Source organism: Mesorhizobium alhagi CCNWXJ12-2, assembly GCF_000236565.1.
Taxonomy (GTDB): Bacteria; Pseudomonadota; Alphaproteobacteria; order Rhizobiales; family Rhizobiaceae; genus Allomesorhizobium; species Allomesorhizobium alhagi.
Genome location: NZ_AHAM01000255.1, coordinates 40,852 through 53,653 on the forward strand (window position 1 = coordinate 40,852; position 12,802 = coordinate 53,653).

Below are 12,802 nucleotides of genomic sequence, written 5' to 3' on the forward strand. Positions count from 1 at the left end.
GGCATATCCGGAGGATTGCGGGAAGTGGCGGAAATTCGCAACGCGGCCGAGGCGATGGACGAGGCGCTGGCTCTGCTCAGGGCCGGCGAGATCGTCGCGATCCCGACCGAAACCGTCTACGGGCTCGCCGGCGATGCGACCAATGGCGCGGCCGTGGCGAAGATATTCGAGGCCAAGGGCAGGCCGCGCTTCAACCCGCTGATCGCCCATGTCTCGATGGTCGCCATGGCCGAGGAGATCGCCGAATTGGATCCGCTGTCGCGAAAGCTCGCGGAAAAATTCTGGCCCGGCCCGCTGACGCTCGTGCTGCCGCTGAAACCCGGCGGCGCGATCCATCCGCTGGTCACGGCCGGGCTCGATACGATCGCGCTGAGGATGCCGCGCGGCTTCGGTGCGAAGCTGATCGAGCGTTTCGGACGGCCGCTGGCGGCGCCCAGCGCCAATTCGTCGGGCAGGATCAGCCCCACCACCGCCGCCGCGGTGGCGGACGATCTGGGCGACAGGATCAGGCTGGTGGTCGACGGCGGGGCGACGCCGGTCGGGCTGGAATCGACCATCGTCAAGGTCGAGGACGGAAAACTGCGGCTGCTGCGGCCGGGCGGTATCGCGGCGGAGGAACTGGAAGCGGCGGCAGGGGCAAAACTGGTGCGCGGCACCAAAAGCGGCGTCGAGGCCCCGGGTATGCTGGCCTCGCATTACGCCCCGGGCGCTCTGGTCCGCCTCAACGCGCAGGATGTGGTGGCCAGCGAGGCGCTGCTCGCCTTCGGGCCGCAGCGCGCCAGAAACGCGGAAGGCGCGGTTGCGGTGCTAAACCTTTCCGAGGCCGGCGATCTGCGCGAGGCTGCGAGCAACCTGTTCTCGCATCTCCAGGCGCTCGACAGCAGCGGCGCGAAAACGATCGCGGTGGAGCCGATACCATATGAAGGACTGGGCGAGGCGATCAACGACCGGCTGGCGCGCGCCGCCGCGCCGCGTGACAGCGGCGCTTCGTACAAGTAGGAAACGACCATGGAAGCATCCGGGCAAGGCATAGACGCAGCGCTCCTCGACCGCTTTGCTGCGATTGTCGGCGAGGCGCATGCGCTACGGAGCGATGCCGACATCGCACCTTACGTCAGCGAACGGCGCGGCCTTTATTCCGGCCGGACGCCTCTGGTGCTGCGGCCGGGCAGCGTCGACGAGATCAGCCGCATCATGCGGCTCGCCACCGAGACCAGAACACCGATCGTGCCGCAGGGCGGCAATACCGGCCTTGTCGGCGGACAGATGCCGGACGGCTCCGGCCGCGAGATCGTGCTGTCCCTGTCGCGGCTGAACCGCATCCGCGAGCTCGACGTGCAGTCGAACACGGTGACAGTGGAGGCCGGCGTGGTGCTGCAGACGCTGCGCGACGCGGCGGATGCTGCCGACCGGCTGTTTCCACTGTCGCTGGGGTCGCAGGGCTCGTGCCAGATCGGCGGCAATCTGTCGTCCAATGCCGGCGGTACCGGCGTGCTCGCCTATGGCAATGCGCGCGATCTCTGCCTCGGCGTCGAGGTGGTGCTGCCGACCGGCGAGGTCTTCGACGATTTGCGCAAGCTGAAGAAGGACAATACCGGCTACGATTTGAAGAACCTGTTCGTCGGCGCGGAAGGCACGCTGGGCATCATCACCGCGGCGGTGCTGAAGCTCTATCCCAAGCCGAAGGGCAGGGCGGTCGCCTGGGTCGGCGTCGAGTCACCGGAGGCGGCATTGTGGCTTTACGGCTTGGTCGCTGATCACGCCGGTACCGACCTGACAGCATTCGAGCTGGTGTCGGAGCGAACGCTGGATTTCGTCCTGCGCCACATCCCCGGCTCGGTGGCGCCGCTGGACGGACCGTTCCCATGGAACGTGCTCGTAGAGGTTTCCTCAGCTCGCTCCGAGGAAGATGCACGCAATCTCCTCGAAGACGCGCTCGAGAATGCAATTCTCGGGTCAGGCGATGACATTGCGCACATCAACGCCGTCTTCGCTTCTAGCCTTGCTCAAAGCGACGCCTTCTGGCGCTTGCGCGAATCCATGTCGGACGCGCAGCGCCTGGAAGGCGCGTCCATCAAGCATGATATTTCGGTGCCGGTCGCCGCGATACCGGAGTTCATAGAACGCGCCGCGATCGCCGTAGAGGCGGTCAGTCCGGGTGCCCGCCTGGTCTGCTTCGGCCACATGGGCGACGGCAATCTGCACTACAACATCTCGCAGCCGGTGGGCGCGGACGGCGCGGCGTTCCTCGGCCTCTACCGCGCGATGAACAAGGCCGTGCACGACATCGTGCGCGACCTCGGCGGCTCGTTCTCTGCCGAGCACGGCATCGGCCGGCTGAAGCGCGACGAACTGCTCGCCACCGCCCCGCCCGTCGCGATCGACCTGATGCGCCGCGTCAAGGCGGCGTTTGATCCGGCGGGCATCATGAATCCGGGGAAGATCATTTAATCAGCCCGCAAATGGTCGAGCTGCCCCTCACCTGCCTGCCGGCATCCTCTCCCCGTAAGAACGGGGAGAGGAGAGATGGCCGCAACGCTGGCGACCCCTCTCCCCGTTCTTACGGGGAGAGGGTAAGGGTGAGGGGGCGGCGCAGGCGCCAAAGGCACATCCACCAGCCCCCATTCACCCGTTCTTCACATCCCTTTCCAACACCTTGCACCCGGTCGCAAAGCGATAACCATGCGCCGGATCAGCAAAATTTAACCGACTTTCTTAAGCGCGGCGGTAAGGTCCGCGGCGTAGGCTTCTTCCCATAACGAGACCGGGAAAACCGGTTCGGAGAGACCGGAAACCGGCTCTCAGGAGTAACAGGAAGAAGGCGCAATCAATGAACACCGGACTGAAGCCAGTCTGGGCGGGACGCAACATGCGTCTCGACCCGTTTCGTCTGCCGCAGATGGTCAGCTACGCAACCCGCGACGCCTATGGCGATGTGACCTTCACCATCGACCATCGCGGCGCGGTGCTGCGCCGGGTTCTGGAAATGAGCGGCCTGCCGGTGACGGTGGCAATTCCGGCCAACGCCTTCCGCGGCGTCGCGGCGCGGGCTCTGGAGGACGAGCATGGCACGGTGACGGTGACGCTGGAACTGCTGCACAATGATCCGATGCTGTCGGTGCCGCTGCTGGTCGCCGACGATCTCGATGACGTGGCCGCGGACTGGCGCGCATGGGCAGACGCCTACCGCCTGCCGATGCTCCTGATCGAGGCCGACGGTATCGCCCGCACGCTCGAGGAATCGCTCGGCGCGGCGATCAAGGCGCTGCCGCCGCAGGAGCGCCGCAAGGGGCGCGTCACGCCGACGCGCCGGCCGCGCTTCCTCGCCAGGCGCAAGGCCGGCAATCTCGGTCTGAGGCTGGTTGTCGACGGCGCGGAGATTATTGCCCGCGACGATCTATAGAAGCGGCTTAAGCGCCATCCAGGCGCCGCCGGCGACGAGCCCGAGGAAGATCAGCCAGCCGACCGTGTTGTTCGATCGAAAGAGCCTGACACACTGGTCGGGGTTATCGATGTCGAGCACGAAGATCTGGCGCGCCATATGCGCGCCGGCGGCCACCAGCCCCGCCATCGCCGGCATCGGAACCTCGGCGGCGGAAAAGGCGCTTGCCATCAGGATCAGCGCGCCGCCATAGAGCCCGATCAGCCACGACTTCGTACTGTCTCCGAAAAGACGCGCGGTCGACTTCACGCCGATCAGCGCGTCGTCTTCCTTGTCCTGATGCGCGTAGATCGTGTCGTAGCCGATAACCCAGAAGATCGAGCCGAAATAAAGCAGGATCGCCGGCCGCGCGAGGTCCGCAAACTCGGCCGCCCAGCCCATCAGCGCGCCCCACGAGAAGGCGAGGCCCAGCACGAATTGGGGCCAGTAGGTGAAGCGCTTCATGAAGGGGTAGATCGCCACCACCGCCAGCGAGCCGATGCCGAGCAGGATCGCAAAGCTGTTGAACTGGACGAGCACGAGGAGCCCCGCCAGCGCCTGAAGGACGAGGAAGGCCCAGGCCTGCTTGCGTGTGACCTGGCCGGAGGGCAGGGGACGAGAGCGGGTGCGATCAACCTTCTCGTCAATCTTTTCGTCGACGATGTCGTTGTAGGTGCAGCCCGCGCCGCGCATCGCGACCGCGCCGATGAAGAACAGCGCCAGATGCCAAGGCTGCGGGATCAGGGACCAGAAGCTGTCGCCCGGCCGGGCATAGGCGCTGGCTGCAAGTGCGGCCGACCACCAGCAGGGCCACATCAGCAGCTGCCAGCCGATCCGCCGGTCCCAACGGGCGAGCTGCGCGTAGGGCCAGAGCTTGCGCGGCAGGGCGCGATACACCCAATGCCCGCTCGGCGCGTCGGCGACGCGGCCCTGGCTGGTTCGCGATTGAATGGTTTCCATGAGAACTGGAGTGGCAGGCAAGGGCGGAGGCGTCAAGAAGGCGAATTGTCCCCGATAAGCGACCACTGGACTTGACCGGCATGTTTTCGGACCATACCGGATGAACCCTCAAAACCGGAGGTGCGCGACGGCATGAAAGTTCTCCTCATCGGCTCGGGCGGGCGCGAGCACGCGCTGGCCTGGAAACTGGCCGCGTCTCCGATGTTGACCAAACTCTACGCCGCACCCGGCAATCCGGGCATCGCCAAGTCGGCCGAACTCGTAGCGCTGGATGTCGCCGACCATGCGGCGGTCGCTGGATTCTGCCGCGACAAGGCGATCGACCTCGTCGTGGTCGGGCCGGAAGGACCGCTCGTGGTCGGACTGGGCGACGACCTGCGCGCCGCCGCCATTCGCGTCTTCGGGCCGTCGAAAATGGCGGCGCAGCTCGAAGGCTCGAAAGGCTTCACCAAGGATCTGTGCGCCAGATACGGCATTCCTACCGCCGCTTATGGCCGCTTCGGCAGCGCCTCAGAGGCCAAGGCCTACATCCGCAAGACCGGCGCGCCGATCGTCGTCAAGGCCGACGGCCTGGCGGCGGGCAAGGGCGTCACCGTCGCCTTGACGCTGGACGAGGCGCTTGAGGCGGTCGATTCCTGCTTCGACGGCGCGTTCGGCGGGGCCGGCGCGGAAGTCGTGGTCGAGGAATTTTTGACCGGCGAGGAGGCGAGCTTCTTCTGCCTGTGCGACGGCGCGACCGCGCTGCCCTTCGGCACCGCGCAAGACCATAAGCGCGTCGGCGAGGGCGACACGGGCCCCAACACCGGCGGCATGGGCGCCTATTCGCCGGCGCCGGTGATGACGCCCGAACTGGTCGAGCGGACGATGCGCGAGATCGTCGAGCCGACCATGCGCGGCATGGCGGAGATGGGCGCGCCGTTTTCCGGCGTGCTGTTCGTCGGCCTGATGATCGGCGCCGACGGCCCGAAGCTGATCGAATACAATGTCCGCTTCGGCGACCCGGAATGCCAGGTGCTGATGATGCGGCTGAAGGACGACCTTCTGGTCCTGCTCAGCGCCGCCGCCGACGCGCAGCTTGCGCACATGTCGGTGCGCTGGCGCGACGAGGCGGCGCTGACCGTGGTCATGGCCGCCGAAGGCTACCCCGGCACGCCGCAGAAGGGCTCGGTCATTCGCGGGCTGGAGAGAGCGGGCGAAGGGGCCGAGATTTTCCATGCCGGCACGGCCGAGCGGGATGGGGAGATCGTTGCCAATGGCGGGCGCGTGCTGAACGTGACCGCGATGGGCGCGACGGTCAGCGAAGCGCAGCGCAAGTCGTACGCCGCGGTCGACCTGATCGACTGGCCGGAGGGATTTTGCCGCCGCGATATCGGGTTCAGGGCGGTGGAGAGGGAAGGCAGTCTGTAATAGCCGCCGTAGCGTCTGACGCCCGCACCAAGCGAGGATTCTGCTTGGGTGTCGAAGGCAGACCTTGACGATGACGCCAACGCCGGAACCCGGTGCGCAGCCTCGGCAAGTTTGCACGTGCCTGACCGCCGATGGACTATGTCTGAGATATCAAGATAAAAGGTCAGCGGTAACAATCCGGGATTGCAGCGCATTGACAAAGGATATGATAGTCAACGGGCTAATCGCGTTGGCGCTTTTCAGCGGAACCGTGCTTGGTTCAAGGGCGCGCGCAAAACAGATATCTGGCGATACGGCTCTCAAGCCGACGTGGTTCGCTCATGGCCTTACATTCCTGATTTTATCATTTCTAACGTTCATTGTAGTTGTGGGATCACGCGAAACGCGCACCGATCAGCTTCTCTATGTTTATGGATTATTGGTTGCCTTTGGTTTTGGGTTACTATTCTGGATTTGGTATTTTTACGCCCGCGTCGTCTACTGGAACGTTAACGGCATCGGAATTCGGGGCCTCGCACCACAACGTTTCATTCAGTGGCAAAGTGTCGATTGGGCTGGTCGAACTTGGGACGGCAGTTTCCTGGTTTCGCCTGGAAAGACGAAGGTGCGGTACTCTCAATTTGACGGCGGACACGAGCAACTGAATAGTCTCATTATGGGTAAGTTGCCCCAATTTATCGGCAAGTTTTAACGCGCTTTGGGAGCGACGCAAACTATAGGGTAGGATTGCAAGCAGTACTCCACTCAGCGCGCCAGCCTGGATTCTCAACCACTAATGCGGTCGAGCCGTCACCCCGCCCACCTATAATCCGCAACCACCTCGCCAATCACGCGCCGCGCCCATGGCCCAAGGGGCTCCGTGTCGCGGTGCTCGGCATAGGTGATCAGCGCCTTCCACAGCGTCCAGCCGCGGCCGCGCGCCCAGGTCGCCTCGTCGGCGGGCATGGCGGCGCGGAACGCCTCGCGGCTTTCGCCCTCCAGGAATGTCCAGGCGATGTAGAGGTCGCAGGCGGGATCGCCGACGGCTGAGGAGCCGAAGTCGATGACGGCGCTCAGCGGCCGTCCCTGATCAGCAGGTTGCCGACCGCGACATCTCCGTGCACCCAGACAGGCTCGCCGCACCATCTCGCGGAAAGCGCGGCCTCCCAGATCTCGGTCGCCGGATCGGTGTCGATCGCGCCGTCGAGTGCAGCGATCGCGCGCCTTGTCTCGCCGTCATAGACGGTCAGCGATCCTCCGCGGAAAAAATTGTGCTTGCCGGGCGGCGGCCCGTCGGTGGCGTCGGCTCGCTGCAGGGCGACGAGGAACTCTGCAAGCGCGGTCGCGAATTGCCGCATGTCGGCGATGCGCTCGACTGACGCGGTCTCGCCGTCGAGCCAGCGATAGACCGACCACGGCCAGGGATAGAAATCAGTCGGCTCGCCCTTTGCCAGCGGCGTGGGGATCGGAAGCGGCAGCTGCGGCGCGAGTTTCGGAAGCCAGCGTTGCTCCTTCTCCACCTGCTCCGCATAGGCAGCCGCACTCGGCAGCCTCACCGTCATTCGCTCGCCGAGATGGAAAGTCCGGTTGTCCCACCCGCCGAATTCGACCGGCCTGATCGGCAGGCCCGCCCATTGCGGGAATTGCGCCGCGACCAGCCGGCTGACCAACGCCGCGTCTATGTCTTTCCGATCGATCGTCATGCTGGCGGGAAAGGGGCTCTCTGCTGCGGTCGCCCTGCAATAACGGCATTGGCCGTTGATCGCTAGTTGCCTTCGGGAACCGTAGCCGTGGTGATCGGGTCGATGCCGGGGGGCGGCGCGTCTCCGATGCCGGCCCAGGCGACCATGCCGTTCCTTATCGACGCCAAATAGCTTGCAATCGCCTGGAACCAGCCGGTTTCGTATCTGTCGGGATAGTGCTGGCCGCGCACCTGGAAGGCGGAGGCCAGCGCGACGGCGGCGCTTGCCTGCTCGACCGGGGCATAGGACAGCGCGACATGGCCGTCGAGCGCCCGCTGCCGCGCGACCGGCACCGGAACGCTGGCGATCATCTCGACAGGCACGTCGAGCAGGCCGCCGAACGGCCAGGCCTGGCGCAGTTCCTCCACGCTCATCGAGGCGACGTTGACGTCGATGTCGAGCGGCGTGCCGGGAACGCGGTAGGGGCACTGGCGCGCATTGCAGTTTGCCTGCGCCGAGAACTGCCAGAGCGTGTAGGTCGGCCAGTTGCCTTTCGGGAAATGCATGCCGATTTCCGGCTTGTAGCGCGCATACCAGAGCGGCAGCCGCGACAGCAGCTTGTATTTCTCGCGGTTGTCGGCGATGTGCTGCGCGGTCGTGCCGTTGGTATAGAGGATCGGGAAACGTCCGACGCGGCGATGGACGTGGCGCGCGAATTCCTCGGCGTCCTCCAGCGACATCCATTTTTCCGGATCGTTCTCCTCGATGTCGAGCGCCAGAAGGTCGTCGGGGCCGGGCTCGGCGAAATCGATGAAATTGTTGGCTTGGTCGATCGGGTTGCCCGGCCGGGCGAGATGATAGGCGCCCCATTCGAGCCCGAGCGCGCGGGCGACGGTGCGGCGGGTGTGGAACAGTTCGCGCGCCACCGCATGGCGCTTGAACAGCGCCTTGCAAAGTGCGATTTCCGTCTCGTTGCCCGAGCAGGAATACGGCGGCGGCAGGCCGTCGGAGGCCTTGCTGATGAAGCCGGCGATGCGCTTGTCGGTGACGAGTTTGTGCCAGTCGATCGAATTGTATTCGTAGGCGTCGATCACCAGCGCCCGGTCGCTCTTCTTCCACGGCTCGGAAAACTCCGACGCTGACGCAGCCGGCGCGAATAGCGTTGCCGCGCCGAGCGTCAGCGAAATCAGAGAGTGGCGAACCGTCTTGCCGAACAAGGCGCAGAATCCCCGCGAGTGAACGGTCATTCTTGCCTGTCGTGGTTAACGAAATGCTGCTGGCGTGCCGTCCCGAGCTATTATCTGCCCGGAATGAAGGTGAAAGGATCGGGCGCCGGCCGGTCCGCCAGGCTTCCTTCCGCCTCGCGCTTGCGGAAATGGGTGAGCGAGCATTTCGGCGAGCAGAGGATGCCGCGGTCGCTCCAATAGGCGGGACCGTTGTCGATATCGCCGTGATAACACCAGAAGCCGGTGGCGCCGTAGGGCAGGCTGCATTCGATGCAGCGGCGGGTTTCAGGTCTAGCCAGCATTTTTTTCGCCTGTCCGGTTTCCGGCATATTTAGCCTTGATGTAGCGATGTGCAATGCCGGAGCAGCTATTTGACGTTTACGTCAAAAGTAACTAGCCCTTACGGCCGACAATTGGCTAGTGTGGACGCCGCGGCGGATGGCGGCCCGCAGATTGTTGATTGCTGGAGGAGAGGGCAGGAATGTATCGAGCGCCGGTTGAAGACATCGCCTTCACGCTGAAGCACGTTGCAGGCCTGAAGGCCGCGCTGGACACCGGCGCGCTTGGCGACCTGACCGAGGATCTGGTCGACGCCATCCTTTCCGAGGCCGGGCGCTTCGCCACGGAAGAGATCGCGCCGCTGGCCAAGATCGGTGATGAGCAAGGCGCGGTGCTGAAGGATGCGGCCGTAACGATGCCGGCCGGCTGGAAGGAACTTTACAAGCGCTGGACCGAAGGCGGCTGGAACGGCCTGTCCGCGCCGGAGGAATATGGCGGCCAGGGGCTGCCCATGATGCTCGGCGTCGCCGCGCTCGAAATGTGGAATTCCGGCTCGATGGCCTTCGCCGTCGGCCCGACGCTGACCATCGGTGCGGTCGAAGCCATCGAGAAGCACGCTTCCGACGAGTTGAAGCGGACATATCTCGAAAAGCTCGTGTCGGGTGAATGGATGGGCACCATGAACCTGACGGAGCCGCAGGCGGGCTCCGACCTCGCCGCGCTGCGCACGCGGGCCGAGCCGACCGGCGACGGCTCCTACCGCATCTTCGGCCAGAAGATCTTCATCACCTATGGCGAGCACGATTTCACCGATAACATCGTACATCTGGTGCTGGCCCGGCTGCCGGATGCCCCAGCCGGCACGCATGGCATTTCGCTGTTCCTGGTGCCGAAATTCATCCCGAACGAAGACGGCTCGCCGGGTGCCCGCAATGACGTGTTCTGCGCCAGCATCGAGCACAAGCTCGGCATACACGGCTCGCCGACCTGCACCATGATCTATGGCGACGGCTTTGCCGAGGGGATGGAGCCCGGCGCGGTCGGCTGGCTCGTCGGCGAGGAGAATCGCGGCCTCGCCTGCATGTTCACCATGATGAACAATGCGCGGCTGGCGATCGGCATGCAGGGCGTGGCGGTGGCGGAAGCCGCGTTCCAGAAGGCGCTCGCCTACGCCAATGAGCGGCGGCAGGGCAGGGCCTCCGGCTGGTCCGGCGAGGGCATGGCGCCGATCGTCCACCACCCCGATGTGCAGCGCAATCTCCTCACCATGAAGACGCTGACGCAGGCGGCGCGCGCCATCTCCTATGCCTGCGCGCATGCAACTGACATCGCGCGAAACAGCCAGGGGGCGGAAAGCGCGCACTGGCAGGACCGCGCCAATCTGCTGACGCCGATCGCCAAGGCGTTCTCCACCGACATTGGCGTCGAAGTGGCCTCGCTCGGCGTGCAGGTGCATGGTGGCATGGGGTTCATCGAGGAAACCGGCGCGGCGGCACTCTACCGGGATGCCCGCATCGCGCCGATCTACGAGGGCACCAACGGCATCCAGGCGATCGATCTTGTGGTGCGCAAGCTGCCGCTCGGCGGCGGCGAGCATGTGTTCGGCTATATCGCCGAACTCGACGAGATCGCCAACGCTGTCGCGGTATCCAATCGTAGCGGCTTCGGGCGCACCGCGCTCCTTCTCGAACAGGCGCTCGACTGCCTGACCAATGCGACGCGGCATCTCCAGAGCCGTCTTGCCGACGGAAGAACCGACGCAGCGCTCGCGGGCGCCACGCCCTATCTCAGGCTGTTCGCGCTGACGGCGGGAGCCGCCTACCTGGCGCGCGGCGCGCTGGCCGACGGCGGCGAGGAGCGCACGGCGCTCTGCCGTTTCTTCGCCGAAAACCTGCTCGGCGAGACGCGCGCGCTGAAGGACCGGGTGATCGGCGGCGCCGAAAGTCTTGCTACCGCAGCGAAAACGCTGGTCCATGGCTGATTGCCGCGAGAGGATTCACAGACAATGAGCGAACACATCATCCTCGAGCGGCAAGCCGCCGTGCAGATCATCCGGATGAACCGCCCGGACAAGAAGAACGCCATCACGCGGAAAATGTATGCAGAGATGGCGGGCGCGCTTGCGGCGGGCGACGCCGATCCGGCCGTCCGCGTCCATGTCTTCTTCGGCGTTCCCGGCGCGTTTTCGTCAGGCAACGATCTGGCCGACTTCATGGCCGTCGCCATGGGCGGCGAGGGCGGCACCGAAGTCTGGGACTTTTTGCTCGCGCTGGCGATGGCGCAGAAACCGGTCGTCTCCGGTGTCGACGGCATCGCCGTCGGCATAGGCACGACCATCAACCTGCACTGCGACCTGACCTTCGCAACGCCGCGCACGGTTTTCCGGACGCCTTTCGTCGATCTCGGGCTCGTGCCGGAGGCCGGCTCCAGCCTGCTTGCGCCGGCGATCCTCGGCCGCCAGAACGCGTTCGCGCTGCTCGGCCTCGGTGAAGGTTTCTCTGCCGAGCGAGCGAAGGATGCCGGCCTGATCTATGCGGTCGTCGACGAGGAAAGGCTGGAGGCGGAGACGCTGGCCGCGGCGCAAGCCATCGCCGCCAAGCCGCCCGAGGCGCTGAAGATCGCCCGCGACCTTATGCGCGGCTCGCGCGAAGATGTCGTCGCGCGCATCAAGGAAGAAGGCGCGCATTTCCAGGCGCGGCTGAAATCCGATGAGGCCAAGGCGGCTTTCGTGGCGTTCATGGGACGCAAGAAGGCCGGATGAAATTCTCCGGCCGGGCATTGCACCGGCGTCGCCACGCGCCGATATTGCAAGTGCTGCCGGCGGGGTAGCAATCCGATGTCGCTTCCGAGGGAGGGCAGACCGTGATGTCCACGACACGCCGCAAGCTGACCACCATCTTCTCGGCGGACGTGCAGGGTTATTCCCGCCTTATGGCCGCCGACGAGGAGGGGACGCTCGCCACCCTCAAGAAATACCGCGACGCCATGGGGCGGCTGATCGAGGCCCATTCCGGCCGCGTCGTCAACACCTGGGGCGACGGCCTGATCGCCGAATTTCCGAGCGTGGTGGAATCGGTGCGCGCCGCGATCGACGTCCAGAACGAACTGGCCGAATACAATGCCGGCCGCTCGGCGGATGAGCGGATGCTGTTTCGTATCGGCATCAATCTCGGCGACGTGATCGTCGAGGGCGACGACATCTATGGCGACGGCGTCAACATCGCCGCGCGTCTGGAGGCTTCCGCCCCGCCGGGCGGCATCGTGATCTCCAATACGGTCTACGACCAGGTTCGGAACAAGATGGCGGTGGGTTTCGATTTTTTGGGCCAACTCTCCGTCAAGAACATCGACGAGGCGGTGCCGAGCTACGCCGTCAGGATAGGCGACGCTCCCGTGACGAACCCGGAGCCGAAGGAGACCCGGACGGAATGGGGGCGGCAGCCGGTCCCGACCGCACCACCGGCGCGCGGTTCCGTCGCCGCGAACCTTGCCCGAAGCCCGGCAATCAGCCGGACAATGGCAATTATCGGCTTCGTCGCAGCCATCCCGGTGGCCGTCAATTTGCTTTCATGGCAAGGTGAGTTCTGGGCGCGGTGGCCGCTCTTCGGCTTCGCCATGCTGGCCGGACTGATCTGGGCGCGGACCAACAGGCTGGTCGACCCTATTCTTGCAATACTTGGGGTCGCCGGGCTGGGCGTGATTGCGGTCAATCTCCTGTCCTGGAGCGGCGAATTCTGGGCCGCCTGGCCCCTGCTCGGCATATCCGTCGCGGCGGGCCTGCGCTGGATCACCGGGCCGGGACGAAGACGGCAGGCACGGTGAGCGGCCACGGCAGCTACGGATAAAGC

Annotated in this window: 11 protein-coding genes and 1 pseudogene; 8 read left to right on the plus strand and 4 right to left on the minus strand. The window is 65.2% G+C overall.

What is annotated here, in order from left to right:
- The first annotated feature begins 24 nt into the window (after positions 1-24).
- From MAXJ12_RS27050 to MAXJ12_RS27060, 3 genes are all read left to right on the plus strand, one after another.
- Positions 25-999, plus strand: a complete 975-nt coding sequence (locus MAXJ12_RS27050; RefSeq protein WP_008839293.1) for an L-threonylcarbamoyladenylate synthase — start codon at positions 25-27, stop codon at positions 997-999.
- Between the two features lie 9 nt (positions 1,000-1,008).
- Positions 1,009-2,451: an FAD-binding oxidoreductase gene (locus MAXJ12_RS27055; RefSeq protein WP_008839294.1), complete on the plus strand. Its 1,443-nt coding sequence runs from the start codon at positions 1,009-1,011 to the stop codon at positions 2,449-2,451.
- 379 nt (positions 2,452-2,830) lie between these two features.
- Complete coding sequence (locus tag MAXJ12_RS27060) at positions 2,831-3,403, plus strand: DUF6101 family protein (protein WP_008839295.1); 573 nt, start codon at positions 2,831-2,833, stop codon at positions 3,401-3,403.
- Here the strand turns inward: MAXJ12_RS27060 and ubiA are convergent.
- Entirely contained in the window at positions 3,398-4,381 is a 984-nt protein-coding gene (gene ubiA / locus MAXJ12_RS27065; protein ID WP_008839296.1) for a 4-hydroxybenzoate octaprenyltransferase, read from the minus strand. The two genes, MAXJ12_RS27060 and ubiA, sit on opposite strands and share 6 nt — an antisense overlap.
- Positions 4,382-4,513: 132 nt before the next feature.
- Here ubiA and purD point away from each other — a divergent pair, with 132 nt between their 5' ends.
- Positions 4,514-5,788, plus strand: a complete 1,275-nt coding sequence (gene purD / locus MAXJ12_RS27070; protein ID WP_008839297.1) for a phosphoribosylamine--glycine ligase — start codon at positions 4,514-4,516, stop codon at positions 5,786-5,788.
- Between the two features lie 229 nt (positions 5,789-6,017).
- On the plus strand, positions 6,018-6,479 hold the full coding sequence (locus MAXJ12_RS27075; protein ID WP_139044057.1) for a hypothetical protein: 462 nt from the start codon (positions 6,018-6,020) through the stop codon (positions 6,477-6,479).
- Between the two features lie 98 nt (positions 6,480-6,577).
- Here MAXJ12_RS27075 and MAXJ12_RS27080 read toward each other — a convergent pair.
- The 3 genes and pseudogenes from MAXJ12_RS27080 to MAXJ12_RS27090 form a co-directional block, all read right to left on the minus strand.
- Positions 6,578-7,470 (minus strand): annotated as a pseudogene (locus tag MAXJ12_RS27080) (aminoglycoside phosphotransferase family protein).
- A gap of 62 nt (positions 7,471-7,532) precedes the next feature.
- A complete protein-coding gene (locus MAXJ12_RS27085; RefSeq protein WP_008839301.1) occupies positions 7,533-8,696 on the minus strand; it encodes a glycoside hydrolase family 25 protein in 1,164 nt (387 codons plus the stop codon).
- A 50-nt stretch (positions 8,697-8,746) separates the two neighbouring features.
- The gene (locus tag MAXJ12_RS27090; RefSeq protein WP_040588320.1) at positions 8,747-8,977 is read right to left on the minus strand and encodes a hypothetical protein; all 231 of its coding nucleotides are present in this window, start codon (positions 8,975-8,977) and stop codon (positions 8,747-8,749) included.
- A 179-nt stretch (positions 8,978-9,156) separates the two neighbouring features.
- Between MAXJ12_RS27090 and MAXJ12_RS27095 the strand changes: the two genes are divergently transcribed.
- The 3 genes from MAXJ12_RS27095 to MAXJ12_RS27105 all read left to right on the plus strand — a co-directional run bounded on the left by MAXJ12_RS27095 (position 9,157) and on the right by MAXJ12_RS27105 (position 12,776).
- Positions 9,157-10,935, plus strand: coding sequence for an acyl-CoA dehydrogenase family protein (locus MAXJ12_RS27095; RefSeq protein ID WP_008839303.1), 1,779 nt, complete (start codon positions 9,157-9,159; stop codon positions 10,933-10,935).
- A gap of 24 nt (positions 10,936-10,959) precedes the next feature.
- Complete coding sequence (locus MAXJ12_RS27100; protein WP_008839304.1) at positions 10,960-11,715, plus strand: crotonase/enoyl-CoA hydratase family protein; 756 nt, start codon at positions 10,960-10,962, stop codon at positions 11,713-11,715.
- Between the two features lie 104 nt (positions 11,716-11,819).
- Positions 11,820-12,776: an adenylate/guanylate cyclase domain-containing protein gene (locus tag MAXJ12_RS27105; protein WP_008839305.1), complete on the plus strand. Its 957-nt coding sequence runs from the start codon at positions 11,820-11,822 to the stop codon at positions 12,774-12,776.
- Positions 12,777-12,802 lie beyond the last annotated feature (26 nt).